The organism is uncultured Parasphingorhabdus sp. (assembly GCF_963677535.2).
Classification (GTDB): Bacteria; Pseudomonadota; Alphaproteobacteria; order Sphingomonadales; family Sphingomonadaceae; genus Parasphingorhabdus.
The window spans coordinates 1,470,459-1,485,111 of record NZ_CAXXUT010000003.1 but is presented as its reverse complement, the minus strand read 5'-3'; the positions used below and the strand labels follow the sequence as shown (position 1 = coordinate 1,485,111).

Genomic DNA, 14,653 nt, shown 5'->3' with positions numbered 1-14,653 from the left:
TCAGAATTCCGGCTTTCTCTTCTCCAGAAACGCGCGCACGCCTTCCTTGAAATCATCGCCATCGAAAGCGGCGTTGAACAAGGCTCGGGATGCCTCGTCATCATCCGCCTGCCCTTCCAGGATGCGCCGGATGACCTGTTTGCTCATCCGCTGGCTGTGCGAGGATACCGAGGCCATGGTTTTCGCCATTGCCATCGCGTCTTCATAAGGTTCGTCCGCGAGCAGGGTGATCAGCCCGATGCGCAGCGCTTCATCGGCCGACATGATCTGCCCGGTGAACAATATCCGTTTGGCCTGTGACGGTCCGACCGCGTCGACCAGCAATTTCGTGTCATGCAATGGGTAGACGAGGCCAAGTTTCGCCGGTGTGATGCCAAAACGGGCCGCCGGCCCGGCGATGCGGATATCGCAGGCCAGGGCGATGCCGCAACCGCCACCGATACAGTCTCCGTCAATCACCGCGATCGTCGGCTTGGGCGCCTGCGCCAGATCATGCTGGACCTTGCCGATCGCGGCCTGGTTTTTGGCGCGCCAGACTGGGTCGCTCGATCCTGTGCCAAATTCCCCGATATCCGCGCCAGCGCAAAAGGCGCTGTTCTTGGCGCTGGCATTGACTGTCAGGACCCGGATGGAATCGTCGGCCATTGCGTCCGCAAGCAGCTCGGGAAACAGTTCCCACATATCCTGCGTGAAGGCATTGCGCTTTTCCGGACGATCGATCAGCAGATGTGCAATCTTGCCGTTTTTTTCCAGTCGCAGGCTCATGCCGGATCCACCTTTGCCAGATGCCGGGCAATCTGGTGCCGGCTGGTCACCCAGACATCCTTTCTCGATCGGACATGTTTGAGAAATTCCTCGAACGCCCATATCCGGCCAGGCCGACCGATGATCCGCAAATGCAGGCCAAGCGACATCATCTTCGGATTGCCTGCTTCGCCCTCGCGATAGATCTGGTCGAAATTATGCTTCGCATATTCCAGCCATTGCTGCGGCGTCATCGCCGGATCGGTCCACATTTTCATGTCATTGCTGTCAAGCTGATAGGGCACGATGGCCAGCGGCTTGGCGGGTACGGTCTGCTTGTCCCAGAAGGGAATATCACCGGAATAGTCATCCATATGATAGGCAAAACCCTCCTCGATCAACAGGCGCCGCGTATTGTCGGTGTGGAAATAGCGCGACAGCCAGCCATAGGGGCGCACGCCGACACTTTTCTCGATTGACGTGACAGCCTTGCGGATAAACTCGCGCTCCTTGTCTTCGTCCATCTTGAACTGGTGGACCCAGCGATAGCCATGGCTGACCGGTTCGTGCCCCAGATCAGCAATCGCCTGGGCGATTTCGGGATGATTTTCCAGGCTCATCGCCGCCACTGTCCAGCTTGCCATGATCTCATAGTCACGGAGCAGTTTGACAATCCGCGGCGCCCCGGCCTTGATGCCGTAGAGATAATTGCTCTCGTTGCCATAGTTGCGGATCGGCGACTTGATATGGATACCCAGTTCATCGACCGGTTCCATCCCGCGATCGCCGCGCGCGATGGTCATCTCGCTGCCTTCCTCGACATTGACGACAATGCTCAGCGCCATTTTCGCGCCATCCGGCCAGTCCATGCGTTCTTCCTGCATCAGTGCATTTCCTCCCCGCCGGAGACGTTGATCGCCTCGCCGGTCACATAAAAAGCGTCATCGCTCGCCAGCCATGCGCAGGCAGCCGCCGTGTCGCTCGGCAGGCCCGGACGGCCCATCGGGTTTTTCGTACTCATATTGGCAATATAATCCTCTACCGTTTTGAACCCCAGAAGCTTGGAGAAATATTCATTCTGCTGAGCGCCCAGACCGGTGGTCACGTGATTGGGGCAAACGGCATTTACCGTTATCGCATGGGTTCCAAGCTCCAGAGCGCTGGCCCGGGTCAAACCGACCATGCCATGTTTCGAACTGACATAGGCAGGAAGATGGGGAAAGCCGGTCTTGGCCGCCTGGCTGGCGATATTGATGATGCGCCCGCCCTTGCCGGCTTTCACCATCGCCTTGGCCGCCGCCTGCGTGCAATAGAAGGCCCCGGAGAGATTCACACCGATCACCGTCGCCCAGTCTGCCGGATCGACGTCGAGAAGCGGCTTCATCATGAAACCGATGCCGGCATTATTGACAAAAATATCGACCGCGCCAAAGGCTTCGACCGTCTGATCGACCAGCGCCTGACACTGCGCCGCATCGCTGACATCGCAGGCAATCGTCGCGACACTGGCCCCGCGTCCGCGCAATTCCTCGGCCACCGCCTGTTCTTCTTCGCCAATGGTCAGGTCCGATACGACACAATTTGCGCCCTCATCGGCAAAGCGCTGCAATATGCCCTGTCCAAGCCCCTTCTGTTTTCCGGAACCGGTGACAACAATGGTCTTTCCTGCAAAGCGGCCCATGCTCAGAGATCCTCGGTCAGAATGAATTGCGGGTTGTCGGCAAATTCCTGAAACGGAGCAGCCATTGCCTGAAATTCTTCGGTCGATATGTCGGCGACAAATTCGTCCATGCCATTAATGTCGAGTATTTCGATATATTGGTACGGGGAAGCCTCGTCCGAACCGAACAAGCCGGTAGCCTTGTGCACCGAAAAGCCGTCGACCGAACCAAGCTTGTTCACGCCCGGAATGTCAGCGGTCTTTGCCCAGTTTTCATAGTCGGCCGCAATGACGCCCGCCTTCAGGTTGAAAATGACCACGATTCGCATGTTTGTTTCCTTCATTGTCGATAAAATGGGGATGGTTGGCGATAAGCGGACAGGCTTTTGTCCAACCTGGTCGCAAGCTGCAGCAGGCCCGCTTCATTGCCCGCCGCACCGATCAGCTGCACCGCTACCGGCAGGCCCGAATCATTCCAGCCGGCCGGAATGCTGATCGCCGGCAGACCGGCGATATTGGCAAGACAGGTGAAGTCCGCCTGATTGGCGGGCGCCCGGTCGGTGTGACTGAATGCCGCCTGTGGCGCGGTCGGCAGCAGGATCGCGCCGTGCTGATCCACCACCGCGTTTACCGCCTCGCTGACCTCGGCCAGAATTATCCGGTCCTCGGCGAGATCGGACGGACTGCGTTCGGGGCCAAAGCTCAGCAGAAATTTGAGATGGTCGGATATTCCGCTCGGATCTGTCGCCAGCAATTCCGTGAGCGATTCGGACAGGGCGAGAGAGGTTGCGATAAAGCCCGCATAGCGGATGCGGGTGAGCGGATAGGGCAACGAAAAACTGTCCGTGGCGTTCAGAAGTGCGCTGACTTTGCGATAATTTTCCAACACCGGGGGTTCGCATTCCACGCCGCCAAGATTTTCCAACAATGCAATATTTTCAATGGCTTGTGCGTCTCCCCAATCCATCAGGACTTGCGAACATGCTTCCAGCTCTTCCAATGAACGCGCCATCGGACCGATGCTGTCGAGCGTCGCTTCGGCAATCTCCAGGCCGTCCTGACTGATCGCGCCACGGGTCGGCTTGAGACCATAGATGCCGCAATAGGCAGCCGGAATCCGCACCGATCCCATCGTATCGGTGCCCAGCGCCACATCGCAGAGGCCGGCCGCAACCGCCGCCGCGCTGCCACCGGAAGAGCCGCCCGGCGTATAACCAATCCGGTGCGGATTCTGCGTCGCACCGAAAAAGGGATTGTCGGTCTTTGCGCCCAGCGCCGCCTCTTCCATGTTGAGCGTTCCGATGATCGCCGCACCCGCCGCCCGAAGTCTCGCCACCGCGTCGGCATCCCTCGTTGCAATACGCTCGCGAAAGCCGCCGATCCCGCCAGTCCACGGCAGCCCTTCGACCGCAATATTGGCCTTGATACCTATGGTCATGCCATGCAACGGCCCCTCGCCAGGGCGCGCGCTTTCGTCAAAGTCGACAAAGGCGTTCAGTTCGGCATCTGCCGCTTTGAGATCGTTCCACCGGATCATCAAATTGTTCACAACCCCCGTTCGTCGATCAGCCGTATCGGCTTTTGGCGCACATCGATCTGGCTGGCGGCAGCGGTGCCGCCAACGCCGACCAGTTCGATCCCGATCTCGATGCCCAGGCCCTTGCGCAGCAAGTCGGCAAGCTGGGCCGTGTCCGACCCGCCGCGGCTTTCGAGCACCACTTTCATCTCGTCCCGGCCGCTTTCGTCCCGGCTAACATAGCAGATATATTCACCGGTCAGGTCTGGCCGGTTCTCGATAATCGAACCGATTGCATGCGGGAAGATATTGATCCCGCGCAATTTCACCATATTGTCGCTGCGCCCCTTGAAGCCGGCAATCCGCTTGAACACCATGCCGGTGGCATTGGTATCGGTCCGCTCTTCTGTAATGTCGTGGGTGTTGAACCGGATGCAGGGCGCGATATCATCCTTGAAGAGACAGGTTACCACCATATCCCCGGTTTCTCCCGGTGTTACCGGCTGACCGCTGTCCACATCCAGCAACTCGAGATACTGGGCATCTTCCCATACATAGAGGCCATCACGGTCCGGGCCTTCGCCGGCGATGCTGCCGGTATCGCCAACCCCGTACCAGTCATAGGCTTTGGCCCCGTGCCATGCGGCTTCGGTCGAGGCCCGGTCTTCGGTACCAAGATGGCCGATGATCATTTTCAGGTTGATCCGGTCGAACAGTTTTTCCGCCTCGGCAACATCAGCCAGCTTTCGGACATAATCGACGAAACCGACCATACAGGTCACGCCGAAATCGGCCATCAGATTGACCTGGTTGATCGAGCGGGTCTCGATTCCCGTGCCCGCACTCAGAAACAATGAGTTGGTGAAATGGGTAACCGATTCGCGAATATAATGGCCGCCATTGATCATCCCGTGCCCGTAGACCGACTGGACCACATCATCCCGGCCCAGCCCCATCCAGCGGTACATCCGCCCGACCAACAAATTGGTGATCTCGCGTCCTTTCGGGCCGAACATCAGCGGTTGCGGACGGCCCGTTGTCCCGCTGGTCGTATGGAAAACCACCGGGGTATCGCCGCGTCCGTCAAAGTCGCCATAGGGCGGATGCTCGCTGACCGAAGCCATCAGATCGCTCTTGTCATAGACCGGCAATTTCGTGATGTCGGCCAGACCTGTGATGTCACCGGGTTCCAGCCCCTGCGCCCCCCAAAGCCGCTGGTAAAAGGGAATCTCCCACCCGCGTTTCATCAGCTTCAGAAACTGCCTGTCCTGCATCGCGTAAAGCTCGTCACGGGACATGGCAGTGTAACGGCGGACGAACGCATCACCGACAGGATATTGGTCCAGCATCTGCTTGGCGTCGAAAGTTTCGAAATAGGTTGGAAAAGTCATTGGGGCTCCGTGGCATAAGCTAGAGGATGGTTAAATATGCGGGGGTCGCAATCGCTATTGGCCAGGCTGCGCGCGAGGTCGCGCTTGGATCTGGCCTGTGCTTCGGACATCGGCGCGGAGGGGCTGCCAAGATTGTCAGAGATTATGCGTTCAATTCTGCTGCCATCGCTCATGTTGATGGCGAGAGACTGCGGTGCCAGGGCGTTCTGGTCCGGGTTGTCGTCGATCCGCACCGTTATTTTCCGGCCAAGGGCCAGCAAATCCGGATTGGCAAACTCCAGCGGGGTGAAGCAGCGCGGATCAATGATCCGGTCCCGCAGCATCAAGGGAATCAGAAACGGCAGGCACAGCCGCGCGTAGCGGGGAGAAATGTCCGCCTTATGAGGCCGTCCCACCAGCCGGTGAATCAGTGGCGGGGCGGTGATATCAACCGATGTCACCTTGTCCGGATCGAGCGAACCGTCGCGGAGCAATTCATCGATCGCACCGAGAATACCGTGACTTGCGCGACCGGATGGAAAGGGCTTGATGCTGACTTCATCGATCAACCATCTGGATCCGATGATTTCGCCATAGCGGGAAAGTTCGCCCGGTTCGAGCAGACTGAAATAGCCGAATGGCCCTTCCAGCGCGTCATGCGGACCGTCCATTCCCGATTTGACCAGATCGACCGCGCAAATGGCCGCACGGGATGCATTGGCAATTTGCAATGGCAGGGCGATCGAGGCCTCTACATGCGCCTGCATCGTTCCCGAAGCCTGCGAATAGGCAAGTCCGAGAATATCGGGAAACTTGTTCGCCGCAATGCTTTCCAGTCGCGCCACGGCCAGCGCGGCACCGATGACTCCCGTGGTCGCCGGGCGAAAAAACCGCATGCCACCGGTCGCTGCAATACCAAGCCCGCTGGCAATATCGACACCGACAGCTAGCGCAGTCAGAAAATCGTCCGGATCACAACCGCCGGCCCGATCCACGGAAGCTAGCAAAGCCGCGGTCACCACCGACATCGCGTGGACGACGGCCGGCTCGTGCACCGCATCCCATTCCAGGCAATGGATAGAAAATCCGTTGAACCAGGCCGCCGATGGCGCGGGGAGTCTTTCATCCGATCCCAGCAATCGCGCCTGCTCGCCATTGCCCCACCCGCGCACGGCGCCGAGCATGTTCAAAGCCTCCTCAGAGGTCGCGCCGGCTGCACCGCCTGCCAATGTATCGCCCAGCAAACGCAGACTATTTGCCCGGGTATTTTGCGGAAGAACATGATCCGCAACGGCAAAATCGATAATTTTCCGGGTCGCGGTCATGACAGCCAATCCGACAGCATCTTCCGGATAGCCCCAGGATCCTGACCTTTTAGCGCAAGATAGACAGCACGGTCCGCTTCCGCTTCCGGCAGGCCGCCCCATGCGATGAGCGACCGCGCTTTCTCGACTATGCCCGTTTCCGAAAGCGGCCGCTCGGGGTCCCCCAGCGTGTCGGCAATCTCCACCGTCTCGCCGGCACAGGTGATCCGCGCGCCATAATGTCCGGGATAGCGTCCGGTGATATCCGACGCCTCCGAAACCGTCACGAGGCTACGCGCATCAGCCAGCTCCGCAATGGCACCAGTCTCAAAATCGGCGAGCCGCGGCGTGCCCTTGCGGGCAACCAGTGCAACCGCATGCTGGATCGAGAATTTTGCGTCGATCACGGATTGTGGATCCGGCCGGTCACAAAAGGCGATCGCATCGGCATAGGTCTCAACCAGAATATCTCCCTCCAGCGCGCCGAGCTTAGTCTTGAGTTCCAGCGCCGCATCAATCGCCGGATGGGCATGGCGACAGGCACCCCAGGGCTTGAAGCTGACCTCGTGAATCCGCCATTGCTCCGGGAAAGTCATCGGCTTGGGGTTTTCGCAGGTAGCGGCATAAAGCCCTTGCGGCCCCTCCAGAATGAAGCGCGGACCTTTTATGCCGTCCCAGGCATAACAACAGGCATTATTCCCTGTGTTATGCGCAGCAACGATATGCCATTGTTTGGTATCGCTAACTTCGTTTCGCATTTGCCATAGACCACCGGTAACAGATCCGGCCAAGCCGAACGCGGCGGTCATTGTTTCGATTTCCTGAGGAAAGTTGCCAGGTGAGTTATCATCATAAGCCCAAAAGGCTGCAACCGCTCCAAACACACCGGCGGTGGCCGTGTTGTGAAAATGTCCATAATGTGCGGCATCAAAGGTTGATCCTACCGCGATAGTGGCTTCGTACCCCTTTACCGCGCGATCCAGAGCATCGTCCATGCTCTCCGGGAATGCCGACAATGCCGCTGGCCAGACAATCGGACCCGGATGCAGTATCGACATGCGATGGACATCATCCATCTCGAGTAAATTTCCGAACCAACGGCTCATGTCCAGCGGGTCTTGTTCAACATCAACTTTGTGCACTATCGTGCCAGCGATCTCGCTCCGCCGCGCGCCCGCGACGCATCCCAGCCAGTCGAGCAGATGCAATCTTGCCCGCTGTCTTGTCGCTTTGTCGACAGGTCGCATCAAATGGGTTGCGAGTTTCTCGGTCAGGCTCTCTTGCGTCATCCCGCTACCCGTCTTAAAGCGTTACCATGTCCGGACAAAAAAATATAAAATCCAAGAAAAAGAAACCGCGCTATCTCGAACTGGCGGATGAATTGCGCGAAGAAGTATTGCGCGGCGACTATTCCGACCCCGGAGACTTTCCGACCGAGTCGGTGCTGTGCAAGAAATTCGACGTTAGCCGGTTTACGGTTCGTGAAGCGCTGCGCAAACTCACCGTTGAAGGCCTGATCGCTCGCAAGCGCGGATCGGGTACCATCGTCCAGCCTGCGACAGCCCGCGCCGGTGCCTTGCACCAGCCGCTCAGCAACGTCGGCGAGATTTTGCAATATGCGCATGATACGGCGATCAGTTTCGAGAAACTGCCTGCGCAGGAAATTCCGCTCAAGATTGCCGAACAGATCGGAGTGGGCTCGAAGAAGAAATGGTTTGTATATCACGGCAAAAGACTGAAGCCGGGCCGGAAACGCCCGATTGCCGTAACCGTCGTCTGGCTGAATCCGGAGCTTGCGGGTATCATCGACAAGATTGACATCAATGGCGCCACGCTTTTTGGCCAGATCGAGGAACATGCCGGCGTCACCGTCAGCCGGGTGACCCAGGATATTCAGGCGATTGCCGCACCGAAAAATTTCGCGGGCGATCTCGGGCTTGAGGAGGGCGATCCGATCCTGAGAATCCTGCGCTGCTTTTTTGACGAAAATGACCGGCTGCTTGAAATTTCGGCCAGCTACCATCCTGGCGAACGCTTTGCCTATTCGATGCACATAGAGGTGGACTGAACCGCTCATTCGGACAGTTCCGGAGCATCGGATGGCTGCCATTTCTCATCCGATCTAAACCGGAAAGCGGGCGCGATCTGGTGCGAACCACCGGCTTCGACCAGCAGTCCTTTTTCCCGCACGAAATCCTGGTCCAGCGCTTCGCGAAAATCGAGAACGGGCGAGAAGGCAACATCCTTGTCGGCAAACCACGCCACCCATTGATCACGGCTCTTTGTCGCAAATGTTTCACGGAGAAAGTCCGTCAGCGCCTGTTGCATTTCTCCCGCGTCCAGCTCGGCCAGCGGCAGCAGGTCCGTCCGGTCGAGCGCGGTCAGCAGGCTCTTCGCAAATTTCACTTCGCGGCCACCCAGCACGACGTGGAGGCCATCAGCAGTCCGGTAGACATTGTAAAATGCAGCACCCCCGAGCGACCGCTGCGTCCGGGATGTCGGAGAGTTTCCACCTTGGATTGCCTCGCCGGCTATATGGGCGCACCATGGCAGCATCGCATCGAACATAGCAATGTCGACATAGTCGCCCTTGCCGCTCTTCTCGCGGCCGATCAGCGCCATCAGCACCGCCGACAAGCCGTTCAGTCCTGCCGCCATGTCAGCGGACGGAACGCCCGGTACGACCGGCATGCCGTCCGGACCGTCATTGACCGAGAGGAAGCCCGAAAGCGCTTGCACCGCCAGGTCATGCGCCGGGTGGTGGGCCATCTCGCCTTCCTGGCCGAATGCCGAAACGGAACAATAGACAATGCGCGGGTTCTTCGCCGCGACCGCATCATAATCGAACCCCAGGCGCTTCATCACACCGGGCCGGAACCCCTCGATCATTACGTCGGCATCCGCCAGCAACTGCCAGAGCCGCTCGCGACCCTCATCCGACTTCAGGTCCAGTGCCAAAGCCTGTTTGCCACGATTAAGATTGCGGAACCAGACCGACTGGCCAGCCTCGACCGGTTCCATGGCCCGGGCAGGGTCTCCGGTCGGCGGCTCGACCTTGATCACTTCTGCGCCATGGTCTGCCATCATCATGGTGAGCATCGGACCCGGCAAAAACAGCGAAAGGTCGATAACTTTTATGCCCGATAATTTACCCATCTGATCAAATCACCCCGCCGGCACGAAGTTTTGCAATGGCGTCACCATCGAAACCGATTTCGCCCAATATGGCATCGCTGTCGGCTCCTAGCAGAGGGCCGGCCTTGTTCGGCAGGCGTTTCCCGTTCACCTTGATTGGGCTGGACAGGACATCCATCGCCGGGTTGTCGGGATGATTGATGGTGTCGCGCATGCCGATGGATTTGAGCCACGGATTGTCGAGTGCCTGATCGAGCTCGTAGACCGGCGCAATCGGCATATGCCCCTGCAGTTGCTCAAGCCAGTAGGCAACGGGTTTCTCGGTGAATACCGCATCCAGCAGCCCTGCAAGCTCGGCGCGATTGGCGAGGCGATTGGCCGGTGTATCAAAACGCGGATCAGCGATCAGTTCGCTTTGCCCGATGCGTTCGCACAGGATGGGCCAGAATTTCGGAATCTGCGCCATTACGAACATCCAGCCGTCGGCTGCCTTGAACATCTGGCTCGGTGTCGCCGAGGGATGAGCCCCGCGCGGCGCGCGCGCGGTGATATCGCCTTCGTTCATATACCAGAGCGCCGGATAGCTGGTCTGGTGCACCGCCGCCGACAGCAGATCTACATCGACATCGCAACCTTCTCCCGACCGCTGGGCGTCGAGCAGGGCGGCAAGCAGGCCGACCGCCATTTGCGTTCCCGACATGAAATCGACCATCGAAAGACCGAAGCGCACCGGCGGTCCGTCGGGATCGCCCGTCAGGGAACAGAAGCCGGCTTCCGCCTGCATCAGATAATCATAGCCCGGCCATTTCGCTCGTTCATTGTCGCGACCATAGGCCGAAACATGGGCGCAAACGATGGCCGGATTGACCGCTTTCAGGGAATCATAATCGAGCCCGATTTTGCCTGGTACGTCGCCGCGCAAATTATTCGCGACGACATGCGCATCCTTGACCAGCCGGTGCAGGATTTCGATACCTTCATCGGTGCGAAGGTCCAGAGTTAAGGAGCGCTTGTTGAGATTGAAGCTCTGGAAATAAAGACTCTCCTGTTCGCGCAGCCAGTGCGGTCCGACATGCCGCGCCGTATCGCCACCCTTCGGTGGTTCGATCTTGATGACATCGGCACCCAGCTGGGCGAGGAACATCGTGCCATAAGGTCCAGCCCCATATTGTTCGGCAGACAGAATGCGGAAGCCCTTGAGAGGTTGTTTTACGCTCATGATGAAGTGATATCCCGGCGACCGCCCGGATCTCCTGAAGTTTGCAAAGACAGGTAATCAAATTCCGGCTTTCCCGATCCCATCAGGCCGGATTCCTTTTCACCCATTGTTTCGAGATGATCATGCGCTGCATTTCATTGGTTCCCTCGCCAATACACATCAGGATGGAATCCCGATAATAACGCTCAATGTCATATTCTTTCGAATAGCCATAGCCACCATGGATCCGCAGCCCTTCCTCCGAATTGCGCACGGCTGCTTCGGAAGCGAAATATTTGGCCATGCCGGCTTCCATGTCGCAGCGCTCGCCACGATCATAAATTTCTGCGGCATCCAGAGTCAGCAACCGGGCGGCGCGTGCCCGGGTGACCATCTCGCCCAGTTTCAGCTGGATCGCCTGATGCTCGCAGATCGGCTTGCCCATGGTTTCGCGCAACTGTGCATATTCTGTTGCCAGCCGCAATGCACCATCGGCCAGTCCGACGCCCCGCGCAGCCACGTTGATCCGGCCAAGCTCGAGACCACCGGTGGCCTGGAAAAAACCATGGCCTTCAACACCGCCGATTAGATTTTCTGCGGGGATACGATAATTATCGAATGTCAGCTCCGCGCTGTCGATCGACTTGTAGCCCAGCTTGTCGAATTTCTTGCCGACACCAAATCCTTGCCCCTTGGGCGCGATCATCAGGCTCATTCCCTTGTAGCGCGGATCGGCCTTGGGATCGGTCTTCACCAGCAAGGCGAAACACTCGCCTTTGATGCCGTTGGAAATCCAGGTCTTGGTGCCGTTGATCACATAATCATCGCCATCGCGGGTTGCCACGGTGCGGATCGCCTGCAAGTCAGTGCCGGCATTGGGTTCCGTCAGCGCCAGTCCGCCGCGAATTTCGCCGCTGGCAAATTTGGGCAACCATTTTGCTTTTTGCTCCTCGGTTCCGAAACGCTCGACCGCCGCCGCCATGATCAGATGTGAATTGACGATCCCGGTGATCGCCATCCAGTAGGAGGAAATATAGGCGATAATCTTGGCATAGGTGGTCGCGGGCAGGCCAAGGCCGCCATATTCCTCCCCGATGGTCGCACCGAAAAGACCCATTTCTGCCATTTGTGCAACGAGCTTCTCGGGCCAGATATCGCCGTGGTCATGCTCCATCACCACGGGTTTGACTTCGCCTTCGACCCATTTCTCGATCGCGTCCATGAAGGCGCGTTCGTCGTCGGGGTCGATCGTGCGGATTTGATTCATCTTTGCGGCATTGGCCATTTTCATATTCCTTGTTCGCGAAATCTAGTCGTCAGCGCCGCCGAAGCCACGTTTCCAGATCAACATGGTGCGCTCGAATGTGCACACGATCTTGTCATCCTGGTTTTTGCCGATGGTCTTTACCGTGACGATGCCCTGCTCGGGCCGGGAAGACGACTCGCGCTTGTCGAGCACTTCGCTCTCTGCATAAAGCGTATCGCCGGGAAATAGCGGATGGGTAAGGCGGATCTTGTCCCAACCAAGATTGGCAACCGCCTTTTGGCTGGTGTCCGAAACGCTCATTCCGACCATCAGCGCAACGGTCAACGGCGAACAGACCAGCGGCTTCTTGAATTCCGTCTTCTTCGCGAATTCATAGTCAAAATGGGCCGGATGGGTGTTCATCGTCAACAAGGTGAAATGCACATTGTCGGTGTCGGTAATCGTCCGGCCGGGGCGATGCTCGTAAATGTGACCAACTTCGAAATCCTCGAAATAGCGGCCAAATGTCTCGCGGAAACGTCCGGGACTGACTTCAATAACTCCATCACGCATAATTATGGTTCCTTATTTTCAAGTTGTTCTGAGGAGACGGATGCCACGATCCGCCGATATCTTTCCATGACGGGCGCTTCCAGCATTCGCCCATTATGGCTGATTGCCCTGGCACCGGCCTGTTCGAAGGCGGCCAACGCTTCGCGCGCTTCGGCAATTTCTGCTTCACTTGGACGCATGGCCGAATCGATCGCGGCCAGCTGCCTTGGATGTATCGCGGCTTTGGCATGGAAGCCCATGGCCTTCGCCCGGGCGCATTCCTCGGCGAGACCCGATTCGTTTGCCATGTCGATATAGGGGACATCAATCGCTACTACCCGTGCCGAAGCGCAGCACATGATGAACGCTCCTCTCGCGGAGAACAACGGCTCCCATTCAAGCTTCGTCCCCAGCTCTGCAGAGAAATCACCCCCGCCAAACATCATTGCGGTCACCCCTTTGGACGCCGCTATGGCATCGCCGGCACGCAATCCTTTGACCGTTTCAATCAGCGGAATCAGTCCTTCGACCCGGTGGCCGATAATATTCCATACGATTTCGACCTCGGTCGGACTTTCGACCATTGGCAGGAAAACAAGCGATGGCGGATGATCGGTATGGGCCAATGCCAAAAGGTCGGCGAGACCCGCCTCGGTTCTTAATCCGTTGATTCGGACCGCCGTTTTTTTCCGCTCGAGACCGGCAAGAGCGGTCAGCACAGCCTCCCTTGCTATGTCCTTTTGATCGGACGGAACCGAGTCTTCTAGGTCGATACAGATCAAATCTGCGCCGCTCGCGACCGCCTTTTCAAAACGCTCGGGGCGGTTTGCCGGGACGAAAAGAAAGTTGGTGAATGTGATAATCATGTCCAATGTTTGAAATTTCGATATTGCCCCTTCACAATTTGTCCGGACAAATCTAAAGTCAACCTGTAAGTGAAATTAAATCACCCAATTCACTTCCGGAGAACAGTCCATGAAAGCAAATTTTAAACTCGCAATCACACTGGCAATCGGTGCCGCAACCACTTTGGCAGCGCCCGCCGGGGCGCGTACGCTGGATCCCGCCAAGCCGGAAGATGCGCTTGAAATCATGAAGCGCACACAATGTGGCGAGGCCGATGGTGTGCCAGCGGTCTATTATTGGTCGGGCAAGGTCTATTCGCGCATCAGCGGCGAACCCGACCGACATTTGTTCAATGGCGAAGGCATGAATATCCGCCAGTGTGTACGCGTCGAGGATCCCAAGCGCGGGGTTGGCTATCGTCAGGTCAGCCGCGAAGTCATGTTCTATCTCGATCCGGAAACCAACGAAGTCCTGCGAACCTGGAAAAATCCTTGGAGTGGCGAAACAGTTGATGTCATGCAGATCGCCAACGATCCCGTAAATGGCCGCCCGAGCTTTCCTTATTCCGCCGACGGAAAGCCCTTTACGATCTCGACGTTGCGGAAACAGGGAAAATGGCTTTTCCTTCCCATGGAAGTGCCGCTTTTCTATCACAATGTTCTGGCCGGTGACTATCAGGATTATGTCGGCAATAAATATCACGCGATGGAGATTTTTGACTTCGCGATGCTGGCCGACGAAATGCTCGACACCAAATATCCGACGGCCTACCCGACCATAAGCTGGGTCCGTATTTCCGACTGGATGCCCTGGATGAAAATGCGCGGGCGTCAGGGTCAAATGGTGTTCAATGCGATGGGCGCGAAGCTGAAGAAATATGATGACCTGCCAAAGGTGATCAAGGACGAGATTGCACTGAATCATCCTGAATATACCGCACCGCCGCCCGGCGACGATCCGCGTCCCAATGAAACGACCTGGACCGTATTCAAGAAAATGATCGACGCCGAACGGGCCGCAGCGGCTGACGAAAAATAGTCGGCAGAAACTTTCTTCTCCCTGGAAGGCCGGTCGGCAGACCG

Annotated in this window: 15 protein-coding genes; 2 read left to right on the top strand and 13 right to left on the bottom strand. The window is 57.6% G+C overall.

Annotated features, from left to right (window positions below; genetic code table 11):
• Genes ACHZCJ_RS14215 through ACHZCJ_RS14180 form a run of 8 tightly spaced genes read right to left on the bottom strand, consistent with a single transcriptional unit; the run spans position 1 to position 7,883 of the window.
• On the bottom strand, positions 1-765 hold the full coding sequence (locus ACHZCJ_RS14215; protein WP_321327166.1) for an enoyl-CoA hydratase-related protein: 765 nt from the start codon (positions 763-765) through the stop codon (positions 1-3).
• Positions 762-1,628 (bottom strand): polysaccharide deacetylase family protein, encoded by an 867-nt coding sequence (locus tag ACHZCJ_RS14210; protein WP_321327164.1) that lies wholly within the window; start codon positions 1,626-1,628, stop codon positions 762-764. The genes ACHZCJ_RS14215 and ACHZCJ_RS14210 overlap by 4 nt, the downstream gene beginning before the upstream one ends.
• Positions 1,628-2,425 carry an SDR family NAD(P)-dependent oxidoreductase gene (locus ACHZCJ_RS14205; protein ID WP_321327162.1) on the bottom strand — a complete coding sequence of 266 codons (798 nt, stop codon included), beginning with the start codon at positions 2,423-2,425 and terminating at the stop codon, positions 1,628-1,630. Before ACHZCJ_RS14205 ends, ACHZCJ_RS14210 begins: the two co-directional genes overlap by 1 nt.
• 2 nt (positions 2,426-2,427) lie before the next feature.
• Positions 2,428-2,733, bottom strand: a complete 306-nt coding sequence (locus ACHZCJ_RS14200) for an REDY-like protein HapK (RefSeq protein WP_321327161.1) — start codon at positions 2,731-2,733, stop codon at positions 2,428-2,430.
• Between the two features lie 11 nt (positions 2,734-2,744).
• Positions 2,745-3,953, bottom strand: coding sequence for an amidase (locus ACHZCJ_RS14195; protein ID WP_321327160.1), 1,209 nt, complete (start codon positions 3,951-3,953; stop codon positions 2,745-2,747).
• Positions 3,950-5,311 (bottom strand): phenylacetate--CoA ligase family protein, encoded by a 1,362-nt coding sequence (locus ACHZCJ_RS14190; protein WP_159645713.1) that lies wholly within the window; start codon positions 5,309-5,311, stop codon positions 3,950-3,952. The genes ACHZCJ_RS14195 and ACHZCJ_RS14190 overlap by 4 nt, the downstream gene beginning before the upstream one ends.
• Positions 5,308-6,615, bottom strand: a complete 1,308-nt coding sequence (locus ACHZCJ_RS14185) for an MmgE/PrpD family protein (RefSeq protein WP_321327159.1) — start codon at positions 6,613-6,615, stop codon at positions 5,308-5,310. Before ACHZCJ_RS14185 ends, ACHZCJ_RS14190 begins: the two co-directional genes overlap by 4 nt.
• The gene (locus ACHZCJ_RS14180) at positions 6,612-7,883 is read right to left on the bottom strand and encodes an MmgE/PrpD family protein (protein ID WP_321327158.1); all 1,272 of its coding nucleotides are present in this window, start codon (positions 7,881-7,883) and stop codon (positions 6,612-6,614) included. The genes ACHZCJ_RS14185 and ACHZCJ_RS14180 overlap by 4 nt, the downstream gene beginning before the upstream one ends.
• Before the next feature lie 26 nt (positions 7,884-7,909).
• On the opposite strand from ACHZCJ_RS14180, the gene ACHZCJ_RS14175 reads away from it, so the two are divergent.
• Positions 7,910-8,662 carry a GntR family transcriptional regulator gene (locus ACHZCJ_RS14175; RefSeq protein WP_159645722.1) on the top strand — a complete coding sequence of 251 codons (753 nt, stop codon included), beginning with the start codon at positions 7,910-7,912 and terminating at the stop codon, positions 8,660-8,662.
• 5 nt (positions 8,663-8,667) lie between these two features.
• Here the strand turns inward: ACHZCJ_RS14175 and ACHZCJ_RS14170 are convergent, their stop codons facing one another.
• The 5 genes from ACHZCJ_RS14170 to ACHZCJ_RS14150 form a co-directional block, all read right to left on the bottom strand.
• Positions 8,668-9,750 carry a CoA transferase gene (locus ACHZCJ_RS14170; RefSeq protein ID WP_321327157.1) on the bottom strand — a complete coding sequence of 361 codons (1,083 nt, stop codon included), beginning with the start codon at positions 9,748-9,750 and terminating at the stop codon, positions 8,668-8,670.
• Between the two features lie 4 nt (positions 9,751-9,754).
• Entirely contained in the window at positions 9,755-10,948 is a 1,194-nt protein-coding gene (locus ACHZCJ_RS14165; protein ID WP_321327155.1) for a CoA transferase, read from the bottom strand.
• Between the two features lie 82 nt (positions 10,949-11,030).
• On the bottom strand, positions 11,031-12,212 hold the full coding sequence (locus ACHZCJ_RS14160) for an acyl-CoA dehydrogenase family protein (protein WP_321327154.1): 1,182 nt from the start codon (positions 12,210-12,212) through the stop codon (positions 11,031-11,033).
• Between the two features lie 24 nt (positions 12,213-12,236).
• Positions 12,237-12,746, bottom strand: coding sequence for a MaoC family dehydratase (locus ACHZCJ_RS14155; protein ID WP_159645734.1), 510 nt, complete (start codon positions 12,744-12,746; stop codon positions 12,237-12,239).
• A 2-nt stretch (positions 12,747-12,748) separates the two neighbouring features.
• On the bottom strand, positions 12,749-13,591 hold the full coding sequence (locus ACHZCJ_RS14150; protein ID WP_321327152.1) for a CoA ester lyase: 843 nt from the start codon (positions 13,589-13,591) through the stop codon (positions 12,749-12,751).
• Between the two features lie 109 nt (positions 13,592-13,700).
• On the opposite strand from ACHZCJ_RS14150, the gene ACHZCJ_RS14145 reads away from it, so the two are divergent.
• A complete protein-coding gene (locus ACHZCJ_RS14145) occupies positions 13,701-14,609 on the top strand; it encodes a DUF1838 family protein (RefSeq protein ID WP_321327150.1) in 909 nt (302 codons plus the stop codon).
• Positions 14,610-14,653 lie beyond the last annotated feature (44 nt).